The following is a 16,729-nucleotide window of genomic DNA, read 5'->3' as shown; positions in this document are numbered from 1 at the left end:
AGTTGTCCCGACGGACACGGTCTAATGTGGGAGCGAGCCTGCTCGCGATGAGGGCCGAAAGATCACCGCAAAGGTTGAAGAATCACCCCTGCCACTTCCCACCCTCGACAATCACGCTCTCAGGCTTGGTGTCATCGCTGAGTTCTTTACGCACGTATTGGTCATACAGCTTCAGCAAATACTTCTCCTCGCCCAGCTTCGCCAATTCAGCATTCACCCAATCCCGCAGTTCGATATTGCCCTTCTTCACCGCTGGCGCAATCGGCGCTTCTGCGCCCAACGTCTGGCTCAGCACGCGGTAGCCAGGGTTCTGCTTGGCCCAGCTGAACAGCACCAGATTGTCCTGTGCATAAGCATCGCCGCGCCCATTGGCCAGCGCTTGCAGAGACTCGGAGTTTTTCTCGAACTTCAGCAGTTTCCAGTCCGGGTGATTCTTGGTCAGCCAGATGTCGGCTGTTGTGCCGGTGGTCACGATGGTGGTGCGCGTCGCCAGGTCATCGAGGTTTTTCACCGTGCTGGCTTGAGGAACCAGTGCCTGCACCGCGACCTTGAGGTTCGGGTTGGTGAACTCCACCGCTTCCTTGCGCTCCGGGGTGACGGTCATGTTGGCCAGGATCAGATCGACCTTGTCACTTTGCAGGAACGGAATCCGGCTGGCAGGCTCCACCGCGACGAACTCGACTTTGTTCTCGTCGCCCAACAAGTCTTTGGCGAATTGACGGCCGATGTCAGTATCGAAACCCACATAACGCCCGGCTTCATCGACGAAACCGAACGGCGGTTTGTCGGTGAAGACGCCAACGATCAGCTTGTCCCGTGCCTTGATTTTTTCCAGGTAGCTGGCGGTGGCCGCAGGCTTGGCGGGCTCTTCGGTTTTGTTGCAACCGGCCAGCAACGCAAGGCCGAGCAGCGGGAGTATCAGCAGTGAAGTCTTGGCAGTTTTCATAGCAGTTCCAGTTCCTTTGTTTGAGTCGTTTTGAGTAGTGCGGCGACGTAGGAGAACTTCTCCAGGAACTGCTGCGCTCGTGCGGTTTGCGGGTTCGTAAAGAAAATCTCGGGAGGGTTTTGTTCAAGGATTCGCCCGGCATCCATGAACACAATTCGGTCCGCCACGGCGCGGGCAAAGGCCATTTCGTGGGTGACGATCAGCAGGGTCATGCCCTCACGGGCCAGGCCCTGAATGACTTCCAGCACTTCCTTGACCATTTCCGGGTCGAGGGCGGCGGTGACTTCGTCGAAGAGCATGACTTTGGGGTTCATGCACAGCGAACGGACGATGGCGATGCGTTGCTGCTGGCCACCGGAGAGCTGACGCGGGAAGGCGTCGCGCTTGTCCAGCAAGCCCACGCGCGCCAACAAGGCTTCGGCCTGATCGCGCGCTTCGCGGCGCTCACGTTTCTGCACTTTGACCGGGCCGAGCAGCAGGTTGTCGAGCACGCTCATGTGCGGGAACAGGTGATAACTCTGGAACACCATGCCGATCTGCTGCCGCACCTCGCGCCAGTCGGTGCCCTTGTCCAGCAACTCGCGCCCGTTGAATTTCAAGCTGCCGCTGTGCGCGACTTCCAGGCCGTTGAGGCAGCGCAGCAAGGTGCTTTTTCCACAGCCGCTGGGGCCGAGGATGACGATCACTTCGCCCGATTTAACCTGCAATTCGATGCCGTCCAGCACCTGTTGCTCGCCGAAAAACTTGTTGAAACCCTTGAACTCGATCAATGCGCTCATGCTTGCGTCCAGCGCCGCTCCAGCACGCGCGAGGCGGCTGATAGCGGGTAGCAGATGAAAAAGAAAAACAGGAACAGCGCGCCGTAGATCAGCACGGATTCGTAAGTGCGTTCGATGATTTGCTGGCCGACCTTGATCACGTCCACCACGCCGATCAGCACCGCGAGGGAGCTGGTCTTGATGATTCGCGTGTAGACGTTGATGGTCGGCGGCGTCATGCGTTTCAGCGCTTGGGGCAGCAGCACGTAGCCGTAGAGTTGCGGGCCATTCAAGCCAATCGACAACCCCGCTTCACGCTGCCCGCGCGGTAACGAATGCAGCGCACCACGCACCACTTCGCCGACCTCGCTGGCGCCCCACAGCGACAGCACCAGCACTGCGCACCAGAAGCTCGGAATGCTCAGGCCGAAAAAAATCGGCAGGCCGAAGAACAGCAAGTACAACCAGACCAGCACCGGGATCGCCCGGAACAATTCCAGGTAGACCCGCAGGATTGCGTTCAGCCATGTGACATTCAACGTACGCAACACGCCGTAGAGCACGCCGCCAACGGTGCTAATGGCGATGCTCAGAAAAGAGATCGACAGGGTTTGCGCCGCGCCCTTGCCCAGTTGCGGCAAGGACACCCAGAGCAAATCAAGACCCGAACTGGCCATGCTGGAGCCTCCTTTCCAGGCGGCTGAGCAACAGCGACAGCGGCAAGAACAACAGCACGCAAATCAGCGTCAGCACGGCGAGCATTTCGTAGGTTTTGTAGTAGAGCGCGATGTAGCTTTTGGTGGTGTAGAGAATCTCCGGTACCGCCACCGCCGAGACCACGGTGGTTTCCTTGAGCAGGAAGATGAAATTGGCGAACAGCGACGGCAGGCTGAGAATCCCGGCTTGCGGCAGGATCACATAGCGCAACAATTGCCCGTGGGACAAGCCGATGGAGCGGCCGGATTCGAGTTGAGCCTGTGGCACAGCGTCTACGCCGGCACGCAGTACTTCGGTCAGGTAAGCGCCGCCAAGAAAAGTCATGGTGATGATCGCCGCAGCAAACCCCGAGACCTTGATGCCCAGCGCCGGCAAGGCGAAATACACGAAGAACAGCTGGATGAGCAGCGGCGTGTTGCGCGCCAACTCGACATAGAGTCCGACCAGCCGCTGCAGGTAGGGCGTGCGAAACACCAGAATCGTTGCGTTGATCAGGGCCACCAGCAGCGATGTGCCGATGGCAATAAAGCCAACCTGCAGCGTCACGCCCACGGCTTTGAGAAACGCCGGGAGGGTGCCGAGGATAAAAGCGTAATCGAAGTTCATTGAACATCCTGGACGCCGCAGGGGTAAGCGACGGTGGCGCAGTCCATGGGCAGTGGATAACTGCCCGGCAAGAATCGACTTTAAAGGTATAAAAAGAAGAATTTAAATACCGTTAAAGCATATTGATATCACGCAAAAAACTATCCTGCGGATTTGCCGCGGCGAAGGAAGACGACTATTTTCCTTGCAGCTGTAGGAGGGATCTTTTTTTCAAAAAGACCCTCCAAGGACGCACAGCTTTTGGCCAGACTCCCCCGGCCGAACCATCACAAGGAAGAGAAAAATGGCTGACGTGAAAGTGCCACAGCGGTTGGACCCGCAGGAAATCGTGAAATTGTTGGTGGCGTTGCGCCGGGCGCTGGACGCCAGGGTGGCCTGACCTGTTCTTGAGCTGATCAACTCACCTGTGGGAGCGGGCTTGCTCGCGAATGCGGCGTGTCAGCTACATTAATCTCGACTGGCACTCCCTCTTCGCGAGCAAGCCCGCTCCCACATGAAATAGGCGCACGCAAAAAAACGCCGACGCTAAATAAGCCGTCGGCGTTCGAAACCTAGTAGGGGTTTACATCGCGAATCAGAACGCCGGCAGTACCGCGCCGCTGTACTTCTTGGCGATGAATTCTTTCACTTCCGGGCTGGTCAAGGCTTTGGCCAGTTTCTGGATGGCAACGCTGTCCTTGTTGTCCGGACGGGCCACCAGGAAGTTCACGTAAGGCGAATCGGCACCTTCGATGACCAGCGCGTCTTTAGCCGGGTTCAGGCCTGCTTCCAGCGCGTAGTTGGTGTTGATCATGTCCAGGTCGACCTGATCCAGCACACGCGGCAACATCGCGGACTCAAGCTCCTTGAACTTGAAGTTGTGCGGGTTTTTGGCGATGTCTTTCGGGGTCGCCAAGGCGTTTTTCGGGTCTTTCAACTCGATCAGGCCAGCCTTCTGCAACAGGATCAGGGCACGGCCGCTGTTGCTGCCTTCGTTCGGGATGGCAATGGTCGCGCCGTCCTTCAGCTCAGCCAGGGATTTGACTTTCTTCGAGTAGCCGCCGAACGGTTCAACGTGCACGCCGATCACGGTCACCAGGTTAGTGCCTTTGCCTTCGTTGAAGCTTTTCAGGTACGGCAGGGTCTGGAAGTAGTTGGCGTCCAGACGCTTCTGGTCAACCTGTACGTTGGGCTGAACGTAGTCGGTGAACACTTTGATTTCCAGGTCCACGCCTTCTTTGGCGAGGGTTGGCTTGATCAGTTCAAGAATCTCGGCGTGTGGAACGGGGGTCGCCGCCACCACCAGTTTCTCGCCAGCCTGGGCCAGGCCCGCAGTCAGGGCAGCCGCCAGTGCGGTGAACAACAGAACCTTTTTCATGCAGTGTCCTTATCGAAAATCACGGTCGTCATCGACGACGGCTATTAGTACGTGTGCCAGTGAAGTGCTATCGCTGGCGTGAAGCGGACAATACCGGGATTTTTTATTCCCGAACAATATCTTTTATTCACTTTCATATTCCATTTTGTTCATACAGCTCTAACCGGAGGGTTACAGCGTTCGGCTCAAGCTTTCGAGCAGATTCTTTAGCGCAGAACGCTCGTCCGCCGTACCATTTTTGCTCACTTGCGCGATCTGCTGCTCGATCTGCACCCACGACACAGGCACTTCAGGCAGATTCAAATGCTCCGGCAAAATCTCGTCACCGGTGCTGACCAGCAGCGCGAAGTGAATGACGTTTTCCAGCTCCCGGGTGTTGCCCGGCCAACTGTGCCGCTCCAGCACAAGCTGCGCAGCCTCGCTGATCAGCGGCACCGGCAGGTCGAGACGCTGGCTGTAGATACCGAGGAAATATTCGGACAGCGACAGGATATCGCCGACCCGCTCACGCAACGCCGGCAGTTCGAGCTGGCCTTCGCTGAGATAGTGATAAAGCCGTTCATGGAATTTCCCGGCCGCCACCGCTTGCGCCAGGTCGATGCTGGTGGCCGCCACCAGGCGCACGTCCACCGGGCTCGGTTGATGAGCGCCAACGCGGGTGACTTCGTGGTTTTCCAGCGCGGCGAGCAATTTGATCTGTATCGGCAGCGGCAAGTCGCCAATCTCATCCAGGTAGAGCGTTCCACCGTTGGCCGAACCGAACCAGCCCGCCCGGCTGCTGGCCGCACCGCTGTAACTGCCGGCGGCATAACCGAACAGCTCAGCGTCGGCGTAGGTCGGGCTGATGGCCCCGCAATTGACCGAGACGAACAACCCGCCGCGATCACTCGCACGATGGATGTGTCGCGCGAGCAATTCCTTGCCGCTACCGGTCTCGCCCCGGATCAACACCGAGATCGAGCGCGGCGCCAGTTGCTCCAGCTCCTGACGCAACTGCCGGGAGCGTGGGTCGACAAACACCAGCGCCTTGGCGCGAATGCTCAGGGGGCTTTTTTCGGCGTCGGGGAAGGTCAGCAGTGGCTGACCGAAGGCTTCAAAACTCATGGCAGGCTCCCGCCCAAAACCGCCGGGAGACGGGGGGCGTTTAACAAGAAAAAGGTTTACGCACGTCGCAGGGCGTGATGTTCCATTCGGTTTTGCAGGCGATAGAGATAGGCAAAACCCTGCTCCCAGCGCTGGTGTCCGGACTTCACGTTGATATGCCCGGCACCCGACAAAATCCCCGCCTCCGCGCCCCAGTTGCGGGCCAGTTCAAGGGCTCGCGGCGCACTCACGGCGCTGTCGTTGTCGGAGCTGACCACCTGACTTGGGAAGGGCAGCAGGTTGGTTGGGATCGGTGCGAAGTTACGCAGCGCCGGCGAGCACGCGGGGCGCTCGACGTCCGCAGGCGCGACCAGCAAGGCACCGCGAACCTGACGCAAAAAATGCAGTGGTGCAGTGGCGGCCCAATGCGCAACGGTAATGCAACCCAGACTGTGCGCAATCAAGATCACCGGCGTGCTGTCGGCGGCAATCGCCTCAGCCAGCGCCGCGACCCAGTCTTCACGACGGGGCGTCAGCCAATCGGCCTGCTCCACCCGAGCGCTGTTCGGCAGGCTGTTCTGCCAGTGGCTTTGCCAATGATCTTCCGGCGATCCTTGCCAGCCCGGCACAATCAGGTAGCGAATTGATTCGTTGCGCATGGGGGAACTCTCCTGCTGCGTGTCTGTTCCTGATCGAGTATAGGGACGGCAGTTATATTCGTTAAGGAATAAGAAGCTATTTATTAAGATCCATATCGAATATTAAACGCAGTCATTAGGAGCGGGCTTGCTCGCGAAGAGGCCATCACTTTCAGCATTTTTATCGACTGATACTCCGCATTCGCGAGCAAGCCCGCTCCCACAGGGGATTTGTGTTCCTCCCGCAGAATAAAAAAAGGGACCGCACCCTGCCAAGGAGACGGCCCCGGAAACTCAAAATCTGTTAGCGCTGATCAACATCGCTGGAATGTGATGATTGGCTGAAACGGTTATCCAATAAAGGAATATTTAATTACTTTATTAGGCCGAAATTGCATATACCAATCACTCCTTGCTTCACAACGTAACGTCTCTTTGGGTCAAATTGATGACCGCGTTTGAGTTTCCGAGTGCATCGATCAAGCCTGAGCGGCACGAACCACCTGCGCCTCTTTCGCGTCCTTGCGTACAAACCGGTTCGCCCGCCCAAACGTCCCGAAATCATTAAACCGCACGCCCATCTCGCGCATTACCTTATGCGCCACCGGCACGGTCAGCTGGCGGATGTAAAACGGTTCCTTCACCACAAAGTGATGAATCCCGTGGCTGCTGCCGAAGTTGAAGCAGAACGCCTGCATTGGCCACATCCACCAAGGGTTCAGCACCTGGGTTTGCTGAATCACATTCCCCGGCTCCACATCACCGTAGTAGTGCATGTTGGAGCTGACAAAGTGCAGGCAAAACGTACGCAACACGTTCGGGCCGATGATCACCACCGCCGCGATGTCGATCACCTGCATCACTGACAATGTCGTCGACGACCATTCGATCGGTGCACCCAGCAGATAGGCGACACCATTCGCCGCATGAAAACCGAGGAACACATACCACGCCCCCCAATGCACCAGCGCCAACGGCGCGTAGACCTTCAGCGCGCGTTTGATGATGCTGAATTTATGCGCCCAGGTTTTCGCCCGCAGTATGCGGATGAACGCCGACATCACGTTATCGCCGACCATCAACAGCCGCGCAAAACCCCAAGGTTCGCCATTGGTGATCGCGCGTTCTTCCATGTCGGCTTCCGTACCGGACACCTTGTGGTGATTGAGGTGCAAATGCCGGCGAATCCACGGGTTGATCGTGCTCGGCCGCGCCAGCCACACCAGGCCCATCATCAGGTTGTGCGGCACGCGTTGTTTGCGGAAGTACATGCTATGGATCAGGTCGTGTTCAAGCTCGTGGGTCAATGAAGCGAAGAACGCGTTGAGCAACAAGCACACCCACCAGGTCATGTGCCCGGTCAGGTAGAGCGCCGCCGAACCGATCATTCCGGCCAGGGCGAAGGCCAGAATGCCCGCGCCCATCGCGTCTTGATGGTTAAGAATCGGGTAGCGTTTGCGCAGTTCGACCCCTCTGGCCAGCACCACTTCGCGAATATGGGCTGATCGTTGGACTGCATTCAGTCGCTGGGGACTTGCAGAAGTACCGTCCATGCTTCCATCCTCTGGTTATTGATGTTCGCATCCTGCCTTGTGAACCCTCCCAACGCTGTAGCCGTGAACGCCAACCTGTTGACCGGAAGCGCCAATCAGCATGACTGAACCGACCTCCCTCGCCAGCTGGACCCGTGCCCTGCGCAAGCAACTCGATGCGCTGGGCCTCGACAGTACCGCCCTGTGCCATCAGGCGGGGCTCGACCCGCAGTTGATGGACGACCCGAACGCCCGTTACCCGTTGTCGGGCACCACACGCCTGTGGGAAATCGCGGTGCAGGTCAGCGGCGACCCGGCTATTGGCTTGCGAGTGTCGCGTTTTGTCAGCCCGACTACGTTTCATGCACTCGGTTATGCGCTGGTGGCCAGCGGAAGTCTGCGCGAAGTGTTCGAACGCATCGTGCGTTACCACCAAGTGGTCAGCGATGCGCTGGAACTGGAGCTGACCCGCGCCGAGGATCGCTACCGTTTCCGCCTAAAGATTCCCATAGGCAACCCCGCACCGGCGCTGGAGGCCATCGACGCGTTCGCCGCGATTTACGTGCGCACCTGCCGCAATCGCCTGGGACGAGATTACGCACCGCTGGCGGTGTACTTGCGTCGGCCGGAACCTGCCGACCCACATCAATGGCACAAAGTCTTTCGTTCGCCGGTGTATTTCGCCGCCGACGAAGACCGATTGGAATTTGCGCTGGTGGACTTCGACAGTCACCTGGACGACGCCAACCCGGAACTGGCCGAACACAACGAAGCGGTGCTCAAGCGCACCCTGGCGCAACTCAAGCCGCTGACCTGGGAGCGCAAGGTCCGCGATGCCATTGAAGAGCAACTGCCCGAAGGCGAACCCAGCGCCGAACACATCGCCAAAGCCCTGCACCTGAGCTTGCGCAGCCTGCAACGGCACCTCGCGGACGAAGGCTGTCGATTCGACACGCTGCTCAATGAAAGCCGCGAAAACCTGGCGCTGCTGCACCTGCGCGACCCGCAATGCTCGTTGAGCGAAATCAGCTATTTGTTGGGGTTCGCCGATACCAGCAGCTTCAGCCGCGCGTTCAAACGCTGGACGGGGATGACGCCGGGGCAGTTTCGGGATGGGTTGCGGTGACGGATCCGAGAAGTGTGTCGCCTGTTCTGGCCTCATCGCGAGCAAGCCTCGCTCCTACAGATGACCGCGTATCCCTGTGGGAGCGTGGCTTGCCCGCGAAGGCGTCCGTTGCAACGCCGCAAATCTTTCAGCTTTTGACCAGACTTCGTGCAACACCTGACTTCCACTGATCCATCATTGCCTCGCCAACCTCGGCAAAACCGCGGTTAGCCCGAATGTAGTGAGCCATCTCGCCCATCGCTACATCCATCCCATGAGCAACCTGTTGCAGCAGTTCATGACAGCGCCCTTCCGTCAGGTTGCAGGCCGAACGACCAAACCGCATCAACATTTTGTACTTGGGCCAAGCCTTTGATCCACCTAACAGCAACGCCATGCTGTCGGACTTGATGTAGACCGACGTCGTGACGATGTCGTAGGCCGGAGCAAGGTTGATCTTCGAATCGGTGGCGCAATGTTCGTACAGCACGCCGAAGTTCTTGAGGTGAGCGTCGCCATTCTTCACTCCGGAGGAAAGCGCGACGATCTTGAAGAAGGATTCAAGCGCCTTGTTGAGCATTGGTGGGGAAACGAATTCTTTGATTTGCTTCGCAGCCCCTTCATACGAGCCATCGTACTTGGCCTTCGACGGCCAGGCGTTGAGGACACAGAAATCCTCGAATCCCAAATAACCTTTGTCATTCAGATCGAAGCGTTCGACGACCAGAAATTTGCCGTGCTCGCTGAGTTCAAATGTCGGCACTTCAAGTCCGCAATGCAGCGCGGCACGCATGCAGAAATACTCGTTGGCAGCGAGTTCGGGATATTCCTCTGGACGAAAGGATTTGACCAAATGGGTTGCGCCTCGATGGGTCAGCCGGTCGACCGTTGTCGCACTGTCCCGGACAAGTACTTTCGGCTGCACACCTGAAACACCCGAATACTGGCCATAAGTGTGCAACAGATCATCGAACAAACCTTGCGCGCCGTCATGCACCAGAAGATCCGCGAGGCTGGTTTCAGGGGGACGGTCACTCGCATCTTGCGCGTTCGCAATGCCCACTCGTCCAAGCTGGTACGGGCCGACTATCGCCAGCATCGCGAAATCATCAAACCCGCGGACCGCTTTGCTGAAACGACGAACCAATTCATCGCGCAGAGCACCCTCTGGCAGGTTCATTTCGAAAATGGGCGGTACACCTTGCTCCCACGTGTAACTTTCAAGACGAGTCGGCATGGTAAGCGAGACTGCGTTTTCCTCATGCGCGTTTTCGGTGTAGGTAAAGACTGAATCGCCGCGAGACTGACTACGACCGAGGGTGCCTACTGCCGCTCCAGAAACACTAATGTGCAGCCTGTCCTTTTCCTGCTGCTCACTCATGGAAATTAACCTTCTTCAGAGAATCCAGGGTTGGACGCTTCGACTGACGGGGTACGGCGGTTAGCTCGTATCCGAAGCCGTTCAGGATCGCCTCAACCTTGCGCAGACCGATTTCCGAGATGGTGTTGTTCTCGATACCTGAAATCGTGGAACGGCTCATGCCGTACTGTTTTGCCAGTGCATCCTGAGAAAGCTTTCGCTCTTTGCGTAGAGACCGGATGAGTTCGCCAAGGTTTTCCATTGTTCAACCTGCATCGTATACCGTGCAATTTTCCACAAATTGTGGATATGCATTGTATTTAGTGCAGTTTTATACCGAAGTCCAGCTCAATTTTGATCCAGAGCTGTGAACCTATCGCCCCCGATCCCGTCGCAACAACTTGCGCACCCGCGCCACCAGTTTGCTCACGGCAAACGGCTTGAGCAAGTAATCGTCCTCATGCAACTCCAACCCGCGCAGGCGATCTTCGATGCCATCCTTTGTGGTCAGGAACAGCACCGGCGTGTCCCCAAGCTTGCGGATCTGTTGCTGCAACTGCCAGCCGTTCAGCCCCGGCAGCATCACGTCGAGGATGATCAGTTCGTATTCGCCGGATTCGATAAAGCGACGGCCGTCCATTCCGTTAAGCGCCACGTCGACCGAATAGCTCGCCTCGTTCAGGCCGTTGGCCAGGAGTTTGGCGATCTCCGGTTCGTCTTCTACTAACAGCACACGCATGGCACACCTCGATTGTCGTCGTCACAGGCTAGGCGCGTTCGTACCGGTTGCCCACCACAATATTTCTTTTCACCCTAATCAATTGTGGGAGCGAGCCTGCTCGCGATTGAGGCCATGTCAGTCGGCATCAACGCCGACTGACACTCCGCTATCGCGAGCAGGCTCGCTCCCACAGAGAGTGTGTTCAACACGTCAGATTGTCGCCAGTGCCCGCAACCGCTCGGCATCGACAATCTCGATCTCGCCGTACTTCAAATTCAGAATGCCCTGCCCTTGCAAGTCCTTGAGGATCTGGTTGGTGGTCTGGCGCGACAGCGACAACATCGACGCCAATTGTTCCTGGGGCAGTTGCAGCACCCGGCGCGGCGGATCGTATTCGCCGTAACCCTTGGCAATCATCAACAAGCGATGAGCCAGGCGTGCCGGGGCGGGCATCAGGCTCAACTGTTCGAGGCTGATGAAGGTCAGGCGCAGTTTGTGACTCATCAGCAGCGCCAGTTGCCGCCAGTACACCGGTTGTTCGTCGAGCAACGCCAGCAGCGCAGCCTGCGGGATATGCAGCAGGGTGCACTGGCCCACGCCAAAGGCATCGTGGGTACGTGGCTGGCCGTCGAACAGGCAGATTTCGCCGAACCAATGAGGCGACTCCACGAGGCTCAGCAACGCTTCCTTGCCCTGCTCGCTGACCGCGCCGATGCGCACCGAACCTTCGAGCACCGCGTACAACCCGCACGGCGGATCGCCGCGTTTGAACAACAGCTGCCCCGTCGACAACCGTCGCACCCGGGCTGCAGCCAGCAGACTATCCTGTAAGGGAACAGGCAAATGACTGAACCACTGCCCCGACTCCAGGCGCGAACGCCAGACCTGCATGTCCATTTAAACTCCTGGAGATTGTCGCCTGCCTGACAGAGCGAAAGGTGAACCCGAGGCATGATCAATCACCCTACAGGAGGAATAACAATGAAAAGCCTCGTTGACCATCTCAGTCAATACGCCGCTTACCACCGTGACCCGCGCAACATTGCCAGCCACTTTATCGGTATTCCGCTGATTGTGGTGGCGGTGGCGGTGTTGCTGTCTCGGCCACAATGGGGCGGAGGCTGGGTTTCGCCGGCGACGCTGGTGGCGCTGGCCTCGGCGTGGTTTTACCTGCGCCTGGAGGTGCGGCTCGGGGTGTTGATGACCGTGTTGCTGGGGCTGTGCGTTTGGGCGGGCCAGGTTCTTGCGCAGCAAAGCACGCTGGTGTGGCTGGCGAGTGGAATCGGGATGTTTGTGGTGGGGTGGGCGATTCAGTTTGTCGGTCATCACTATGAAGGGCGCAAACCGGCGTTTGTCGATGACGTGACGGGGTTGATTGTCGGGCCGTTGTTTGTGGTGGTTGAGTTGGCGTTTTTGCTGGGGTTGCGGCGGGATTTGAAAGAGCAGATCGAGGCGCGGGTTGGGGGTGTGCGGGTTAATCCGAAGCGCGCTGCTGCATAAGACGCCATCGCGAGCAGGCTCGCTCCCACAGGGGATTTGTGAACACCGCAGACACTGTAGGAGCCGGCTTGCTGGCGATCAATGACAACGCGGCGTGTCAGACACACCGCTATCGCCAGCAAGCCGGCTCCTACAGAGTCAGAGGCTGGCGAGTTTCTGCCAGACCTTTGGCTTGAAGAACAACGTCTCACCCTTCGCCAGGCCAATCAGGCTGTCGTGATCCTTGACCACTTCAGCTTCGATCAACTCGCTCTGGCCTTCGACCTTCAACGTGACCCGAGTCGTCGCGCCCAACGGACGGATATCCCGCACTTCTGCCGCGTGATGGTCTTCCAGCTCATGCCGCGACAACGACACTTCGTGCGGGCGGAACAGCACGTGGTTGTCTTCACCCAAATGCAGGCGGTTCGAATCGCCGAGGAAGTGATAAACGAAATCGCTGGCCGGGTTTTCATAGACATCACCCGGAGAGCCGATCTGTTCGATCACGCCTTTGTTCATCACCACGATACGGTCGGCGACTTCCATGGCCTCTTCCTGGTCATGGGTCACGAACACCGAAGTCAGGTTGATGTCTTCGTGCAGTCGCGCCAACCAGCGACGCAGCTCTTTACGGACCTTGGCGTCGAGTGCACCGAACGGTTCGTCGAGCAGCAGGACTTTCGGCTCAACCGCCAGGGCACGGGCCAACGCAATACGTTGACGCTGGCCGCCGGAGAGTTGCTCCGGGTAGCGATCCGACAGCCAGTCCAGTTGCACCATGTTCAGCAGTTCATGAACCTTCACCGCGATCTGGCTTTCGCTAGGGCGCTGGTTTTTCGGTTTCATGCGCAGACCGAACGCGACGTTGTCGAACACCGTCATGTGGCGGAACAGCGCGTAGTGCTGGAACACGAAACCGACGTTGCGATCACGCACGTCATGGCCGGACACGTCTTCACCGTGGAACACGATGTTGCCCTGATCCGGGGTTTCCAGGCCGGCGATGATCCGCAGCAGCGTGGTTTTACCGCAACCCGACGGGCCGAGCAGCGCCACGAGCTCGCCGCTTTGAATGTCCAGGCTGATGTTGTCCAGCGCCTTGAACGCATTGAAATTCTTGCTGACGTTACGCACTTCGATCGACATGAATTATTCCTCCGCGGCGCTGGCGCGCAGGCGGTTAATACGGTTTTCGCTCCACTGCTTAAGCAGCAGGATGAAGAGCGCCATGATCAGCAACAGGCTCGCTACCGCGAACGCGGCCACGTGGTTGTATTCGTTGTAGAGGATCTCTACGTGCAGCGGCAAGGTGTTGGTCACCCCGCGAATGTGCCCGGAAACCACCGACACCGCACCGAATTCCCCCATCGCCCGCGCGGTACACAGCACCACGCCGTAGATCAGGCCCCATTTGATATTGGGAACGGTGACGTGCCAGAACATCTGCCAGCCATTGGCCCCGAGCAAGCGCGCGGCCTCTTCTTCCTGGGTGCCTTGTTCCTGCATCAGCGGGATCAGTTCGCGCGCCACGAACGGCACGGTGACGAAGATCGTCGCCAATACGATGCCCGGCAAGGCGAATACGATCTGGATGTCGTGATCCTGCAGCCACGGTCCAAAAAGACCCTGGGCGCCAAACATCAGCACGTAGACCAGACCGGCGATAACCGGCGATACCGAAAACGGCAGGTCGATCAGCGTCACCAAAATGCTTTTACCGCGGAAAGAGTACTTGCTCACGCACCAGGCGGCGCTGACGCCGAACACGAGGTTCAGCGGGACTGAAATCAACACAGCGATGACTGTGAGTTTCAGCGCCGACAACGCATCGGGTTCAAGGATCGCGGTGAAGAACGAACCCAGACCATTCTTCAAACCCTGGGACACCACGATCACCAGCGGCAGCAACAGGAAAAGGGCAAACACCAGCCAGCCAAGACCGATCAGGATTCGCCGCGACGTGGCACTGCCACGGCGGGAGGCGTTCGAGGAGGCTGCTGCAATAGACGATTGGGACATGGTTCGCGCCTCCTTAAGGGGTTTCGATGCGCCGCTGCAGCAAGTTGATCAGCAGCAACAGGACAAAGGAAACCACCAGCATCAGTACACCAATGGAGGTAGCGCCGGTGTAATCGTACTGATCGAGCTTGACCATGATCAGCAGCGGCAGAATTTCTGTTTTCATCGGCATGTTGCCGGCGATGAAAATCACCGAACCGTACTCGCCAACCCCGCGGGCAAAGGCCAACGCGAAACCGGTCAACCACGCAGGCAACAGCGCGGGCACCAGAATATGGCGGAAAACCTGCAAGGGTTTTGCGCCCAGACACGCCGCCGCCTCTTCCACTTCACGGGGAATATCGGCCAATACTGGCTGTACCGTACGTACTACGAATGGAAGCGTCACAAAAGTGAGGGCAAGCGTGATGCCGAGGGGGGTATACGCGATCTTGAAACCCAGGTCCGCAGCAAACTGACCCACCCAACCATTCGGCGCGTACAGCGCAGTCAGCGCGATACCGGCCACTGCGGTGGGCAATGCGAACGGCAGGTCGATCATCGCGTCGATGATCTTGCGACCCGGGAAGGAGTAGCGCACCAGCACCCAGGCCAGCAGCGTGCCGATGATGCCGTTGATGATCGCGGCATAAAGCGCGGTGCCGAAGCTCAGCTTCAACGCCGCCAGTACCCGTGGCGCCGAGATAATCGCCCAGAACTGATCCCAGGTGAGTTGAGCGGCATGCACGAACATCGCCGCCAGTGGAATGAGCACAATCAGGCTGAGGTACACCAAGGTGTAGCCCAGCGTCAGCCCGAAGCCGGGTATGACGGGGGAGATACGACGCGACATATAAGTCCTTGGTTAAAAAGCTATCCGCTAAACGCATCAATGTGGGAGCGGGCTTGCTCGCGAATAGGGCGTATCAGTCAACATTTACGTCGTCTGACACTCCGCCTTCGCGAGCAAGCCCGCTCCCACAAAGTACGCGCCCAAGCATAAGGCTCGTGGCGTGGCTTAAGTCAGGTTACTGCGCCTGATAGATCTGGTCGAACACACCGCCGTCGTTGAAGAATTTCGGCTGAGCGCTTTTCCAGCCGCCGAAGTCCTTGTCGATGGTCACCAGGTCCAGGCTCGGGAACTGCTTGCTGTACTTGGCGGCCACATCCTTGTCACGTGGACGATAGAAGTTTTTCGCCGCAATTTCCTGACCGGCCGGGCTGTACAGGTGCTTGAGGTACGCCTCGGCGATCTCGGCATTGCCCTTTTTCTCGGCGTTCTTGTCGACCACAGCCACTGGCGGCTCAGCCAGGATCGACAGCGAAGGCACGACGATTTCGAACTTGTCGGCGCCGCCGTCTTCTTTCAGTGCCAGGAAGGCTTCGTTTTCCCAGGCCAGCAACACGTCGCCCTGACCGTTGTTGACGAAGGTGATGGTCGAACCGCGAGCGCCGGTGTCCAGGACAGGAACGTGTTTGAACAAGGTCTGCACGTATTCCTTGGCCTTGGCTTCGTCACCACCGTTGGCTTTCAAACCGTAGGCCCAGGCCGCGAGGAAGTTCCAGCGCGCACCGCCGGATGTTTTCGGGTTCGGTGTAATCACCGACACGTCATTCTTGACCAGGTCGCCCCAGTCCTTGATGCCTTTAGGGTTGCCCTTGCGCACCAGGAACACGATGGTGGAGGTGTAAGGCGTGCTCGCCTCAGGAAGACGCTTCTGCCAGTCGGCCGGCAGGGTCTTGCCGAGTTTGGCGATTTCGTCGATGTCACCGGCCAGGGCCAGGGTCACCACGTCGGCGCGCAGACCGTCGATCACGGCCCGGCCTTGCTTGCCGGAACCACCGTGGGATTGCTGGATTTTCACGTTATCGCCAGCGTGGTCTTTCTTCCAGAAGTTGACGAACTCAGCGTTGTAATCCTGATACAGCTCGCGAGTCGGGTCATACGACACGTTGAGCAACTCGTAATCCTTGGCAACCGCGGAACCCGCAAAAAGGGCACTGGCCAGGGCGGCCAAAGCGAAATGACGAATCGACGACATGGTGAAAGCTCCTGGAATCTCGGTGAGTTGGCTTTTTTTATGGTGTGCTGGAAGCGGGTTGCCGTTTTTTTAGCTCGGTTTGTTGCTCGGGTTCTGCAAACGGAATTTTTCTTTGCGTTCGATCTGGACCACCTGGGCGTTGTGCACGGTGATTTCCACAGCGCCAAAACGCAGATCCCGCAATGCGCTCTGGATCTCACGCAAGATGGTGGCTTCGTCTTGACCGTCAACGCTACGTAGGGATGCGCTCATCGTGCTGCTCCTTCAACTGAGAGGTTGCCTGGCAGTGGCGGCACTGCTTGTGGCGTGAGAGCAATAGTAGAGACGCGGGGATATTCTTAAAAAGACTATTTAAGAATGTTTATATAACCAGAAAACCGATCG

19 protein-coding genes are annotated in these 16,729 nt (G+C 58.0%); 2 read left to right on the top strand and 17 right to left on the bottom strand.

From position 1 onward, the window contains the following. Nucleotides 1–82: 82 nt before the first annotated feature. The 8 genes from ACA072_RS01040 to ACA072_RS01005 all read right to left on the bottom strand — a co-directional run bounded on the left by ACA072_RS01040 (nt 83) and on the right by ACA072_RS01005 (nt 7,658). Complete coding sequence (locus ACA072_RS01040) at nt 83–946, bottom strand: transporter substrate-binding domain-containing protein (protein WP_497622546.1); 864 nt, start codon at nt 944–946, stop codon at nt 83–85. Beyond that, entirely contained in the window at nt 943–1,725 is a 783-nt protein-coding gene (locus ACA072_RS01035; RefSeq protein WP_497622545.1) for an amino acid ABC transporter ATP-binding protein, read from the bottom strand. Before ACA072_RS01035 ends, ACA072_RS01040 begins: the two co-directional genes overlap by 4 nt. Further along, the gene (locus tag ACA072_RS01030; RefSeq protein WP_497622544.1) at nt 1,722–2,381 is read right to left on the bottom strand and encodes an amino acid ABC transporter permease; all 660 of its coding nucleotides are present in this window, start codon (nt 2,379–2,381) and stop codon (nt 1,722–1,724) included. Before ACA072_RS01030 ends, ACA072_RS01035 begins: the two co-directional genes overlap by 4 nt. Next, on the bottom strand, nt 2,362–3,027 hold the full coding sequence (locus ACA072_RS01025; protein ID WP_497622542.1) for an amino acid ABC transporter permease: 666 nt from the start codon (nt 3,025–3,027) through the stop codon (nt 2,362–2,364). The genes ACA072_RS01030 and ACA072_RS01025 overlap by 20 nt, the downstream gene beginning before the upstream one ends. Before the next feature lie 574 nt (nt 3,028–3,601). Then, on the bottom strand, nt 3,602–4,384 hold the full coding sequence (locus tag ACA072_RS01020) for a MetQ/NlpA family ABC transporter substrate-binding protein (RefSeq protein WP_027617236.1): 783 nt from the start codon (nt 4,382–4,384) through the stop codon (nt 3,602–3,604). 171 nt (nt 4,385–4,555) lie between these two features. Beyond that, nucleotides 4,556–5,488 carry a sigma 54-interacting transcriptional regulator gene (locus ACA072_RS01015; RefSeq protein WP_497622540.1) on the bottom strand — a complete coding sequence of 311 codons (933 nt, stop codon included), beginning with the start codon at nt 5,486–5,488 and terminating at the stop codon, nt 4,556–4,558. Nucleotides 5,489–5,544: 56 nt separating this feature from the next. Further along, nucleotides 5,545–6,126 (bottom strand): alpha/beta hydrolase, encoded by a 582-nt coding sequence (locus ACA072_RS01010; protein ID WP_497622538.1) that lies wholly within the window; start codon nt 6,124–6,126, stop codon nt 5,545–5,547. Between the two features lie 458 nt (nt 6,127–6,584). Continuing rightward, on the bottom strand, nt 6,585–7,658 hold the full coding sequence (locus tag ACA072_RS01005; protein ID WP_497622537.1) for a fatty acid desaturase: 1,074 nt from the start codon (nt 7,656–7,658) through the stop codon (nt 6,585–6,587). Nucleotides 7,659–7,758: 100 nt separating this feature from the next. On the opposite strand from ACA072_RS01005, the gene ACA072_RS01000 reads away from it, so the two are divergent. After that, nucleotides 7,759–8,763 carry an AraC family transcriptional regulator gene (locus ACA072_RS01000; RefSeq protein ID WP_497622536.1) on the top strand — a complete coding sequence of 335 codons (1,005 nt, stop codon included), beginning with the start codon at nt 7,759–7,761 and terminating at the stop codon, nt 8,761–8,763. Between the two features lie 127 nt (nt 8,764–8,890). Here the strand turns inward: ACA072_RS01000 and ACA072_RS00995 are convergent, their stop codons facing one another. The 4 genes from ACA072_RS00995 to ACA072_RS00980 all read right to left on the bottom strand — a co-directional run bounded on the left by ACA072_RS00995 (nt 8,891) and on the right by ACA072_RS00980 (nt 11,720). After that, nucleotides 8,891–10,123 carry a type II toxin-antitoxin system HipA family toxin gene (locus ACA072_RS00995; protein ID WP_497622535.1) on the bottom strand — a complete coding sequence of 411 codons (1,233 nt, stop codon included), beginning with the start codon at nt 10,121–10,123 and terminating at the stop codon, nt 8,891–8,893. Further along, complete coding sequence (locus tag ACA072_RS00990; RefSeq protein WP_462029522.1) at nt 10,116–10,364, bottom strand: helix-turn-helix domain-containing protein; 249 nt, start codon at nt 10,362–10,364, stop codon at nt 10,116–10,118. The genes ACA072_RS00995 and ACA072_RS00990 overlap by 8 nt, the downstream gene beginning before the upstream one ends. Nucleotides 10,365–10,475: 111 nt before the next feature. After that, nucleotides 10,476–10,841 carry a response regulator gene (locus tag ACA072_RS00985; protein ID WP_497622534.1) on the bottom strand — a complete coding sequence of 122 codons (366 nt, stop codon included), beginning with the start codon at nt 10,839–10,841 and terminating at the stop codon, nt 10,476–10,478. 192 nt (nt 10,842–11,033) lie between these two features. Next, nucleotides 11,034–11,720, bottom strand: a complete 687-nt coding sequence (locus ACA072_RS00980) for a Crp/Fnr family transcriptional regulator (protein ID WP_497622531.1) — start codon at nt 11,718–11,720, stop codon at nt 11,034–11,036. An 84-nt stretch (nt 11,721–11,804) separates the two neighbouring features. Between ACA072_RS00980 and ACA072_RS00975 the strand changes: the two genes are divergently transcribed. Continuing rightward, the gene (locus tag ACA072_RS00975) at nt 11,805–12,323 is read left to right on the top strand and encodes an Mpo1 family 2-hydroxy fatty acid dioxygenase (protein WP_497622530.1); all 519 of its coding nucleotides are present in this window, start codon (nt 11,805–11,807) and stop codon (nt 12,321–12,323) included. Between the two features lie 138 nt (nt 12,324–12,461). On the opposite strand, the gene ACA072_RS00970 is transcribed toward ACA072_RS00975, so the two are convergent. The 5 genes from ACA072_RS00970 to oscA all read right to left on the bottom strand — a co-directional run bounded on the left by ACA072_RS00970 (nt 12,462) and on the right by oscA (nt 16,597). Then, the gene (locus ACA072_RS00970) at nt 12,462–13,451 is read right to left on the bottom strand and encodes a sulfate/molybdate ABC transporter ATP-binding protein (protein ID WP_497622528.1); all 990 of its coding nucleotides are present in this window, start codon (nt 13,449–13,451) and stop codon (nt 12,462–12,464) included. A 3-nt stretch (nt 13,452–13,454) separates the two neighbouring features. Next, nucleotides 13,455–14,324, bottom strand: coding sequence for a sulfate ABC transporter permease subunit CysW (gene cysW, locus ACA072_RS00965; protein ID WP_497622526.1), 870 nt, complete (start codon nt 14,322–14,324; stop codon nt 13,455–13,457). 13 nt (nt 14,325–14,337) lie between these two features. Further along, nucleotides 14,338–15,156: a sulfate ABC transporter permease subunit CysT gene (cysT, locus tag ACA072_RS00960; protein WP_131060524.1), complete on the bottom strand. Its 819-nt coding sequence runs from the start codon at nt 15,154–15,156 to the stop codon at nt 14,338–14,340. A gap of 175 nt (nt 15,157–15,331) precedes the next feature. Beyond that, nucleotides 15,332–16,345, bottom strand: coding sequence for a sulfate ABC transporter substrate-binding protein (locus ACA072_RS00955; RefSeq protein ID WP_497622524.1), 1,014 nt, complete (start codon nt 16,343–16,345; stop codon nt 15,332–15,334). Between the two features lie 69 nt (nt 16,346–16,414). Next, nucleotides 16,415–16,597 (bottom strand): sulfur starvation response protein OscA, encoded by a 183-nt coding sequence (gene oscA, locus ACA072_RS00950; protein WP_007945260.1) that lies wholly within the window; start codon nt 16,595–16,597, stop codon nt 16,415–16,417. Nucleotides 16,598–16,729: the final 132 nt, after the last annotated feature.

This window comes from Pseudomonas sp. LBUM1656, from assembly GCF_059716065.1.
The sequence above is the reverse complement of the archived record's forward strand: the minus strand, read 5'-3'. Positions and strand labels throughout refer to the sequence as shown.

Bases quoted from the DNA above. Each gene is read 5' to 3' on its own strand.
- ACA072_RS01040 (WP_497622546.1), bottom strand. From the start codon at position 946: ATGAAAACTGCCAAGACTTCACTGCTGATACTCCCGCTGCTCGGCCTT.
- ACA072_RS01035 (WP_497622545.1), bottom strand. From the start codon at position 1,725: ATGAGCGCATTGATCGAGTTCAAGGGTTTCAACAAGTTTTTCGGCGAG.
- ACA072_RS01030 (WP_497622544.1), bottom strand. From the start codon at position 2,381: ATGGCCAGTTCGGGTCTTGATTTGCTCTGGGTGTCCTTGCCGCAACTG.
- ACA072_RS01025 (WP_497622542.1), bottom strand. From the start codon at position 3,027: ATGAACTTCGATTACGCTTTTATCCTCGGCACCCTCCCGGCGTTTCTC.
- ACA072_RS01020 (WP_027617236.1), bottom strand. From the start codon at position 4,384: ATGAAAAAGGTTCTGTTGTTCACCGCACTGGCGGCTGCCCTGACTGCG.
- ACA072_RS01015 (WP_497622540.1), bottom strand. From the start codon at position 5,488: ATGAGTTTTGAAGCCTTCGGTCAGCCACTGCTGACCTTCCCCGACGCC.
- ACA072_RS01010 (WP_497622538.1), bottom strand. From the start codon at position 6,126: ATGCGCAACGAATCAATTCGCTACCTGATTGTGCCGGGCTGGCAAGGA.
- ACA072_RS01005 (WP_497622537.1), bottom strand. From the start codon at position 7,658: ATGGACGGTACTTCTGCAAGTCCCCAGCGACTGAATGCAGTCCAACGA.
- ACA072_RS01000 (WP_497622536.1), top strand. From the start codon at position 7,759: ATGACTGAACCGACCTCCCTCGCCAGCTGGACCCGTGCCCTGCGCAAG.
- ACA072_RS00995 (WP_497622535.1), bottom strand. From the start codon at position 10,123: ATGAGTGAGCAGCAGGAAAAGGACAGGCTGCACATTAGTGTTTCTGGA.
- ACA072_RS00990 (WP_462029522.1), bottom strand. From the start codon at position 10,364: ATGGAAAACCTTGGCGAACTCATCCGGTCTCTACGCAAAGAGCGAAAG.
- ACA072_RS00985 (WP_497622534.1), bottom strand. From the start codon at position 10,841: ATGCGTGTGCTGTTAGTAGAAGACGAACCGGAGATCGCCAAACTCCTG.
- ACA072_RS00980 (WP_497622531.1), bottom strand. From the start codon at position 11,720: ATGGACATGCAGGTCTGGCGTTCGCGCCTGGAGTCGGGGCAGTGGTTC.
- ACA072_RS00975 (WP_497622530.1), top strand. From the start codon at position 11,805: ATGAAAAGCCTCGTTGACCATCTCAGTCAATACGCCGCTTACCACCGT.
- ACA072_RS00970 (WP_497622528.1), bottom strand. From the start codon at position 13,451: ATGTCGATCGAAGTGCGTAACGTCAGCAAGAATTTCAATGCGTTCAAG.
- cysW (WP_497622526.1), bottom strand. From the start codon at position 14,324: ATGTCCCAATCGTCTATTGCAGCAGCCTCCTCGAACGCCTCCCGCCGT.
- cysT (WP_131060524.1), bottom strand. From the start codon at position 15,156: ATGTCGCGTCGTATCTCCCCCGTCATACCCGGCTTCGGGCTGACGCTG.
- ACA072_RS00955 (WP_497622524.1), bottom strand. From the start codon at position 16,345: ATGTCGTCGATTCGTCATTTCGCTTTGGCCGCCCTGGCCAGTGCCCTT.
- oscA (WP_007945260.1), bottom strand. From the start codon at position 16,597: ATGAGCGCATCCCTACGTAGCGTTGACGGTCAAGACGAAGCCACCATC.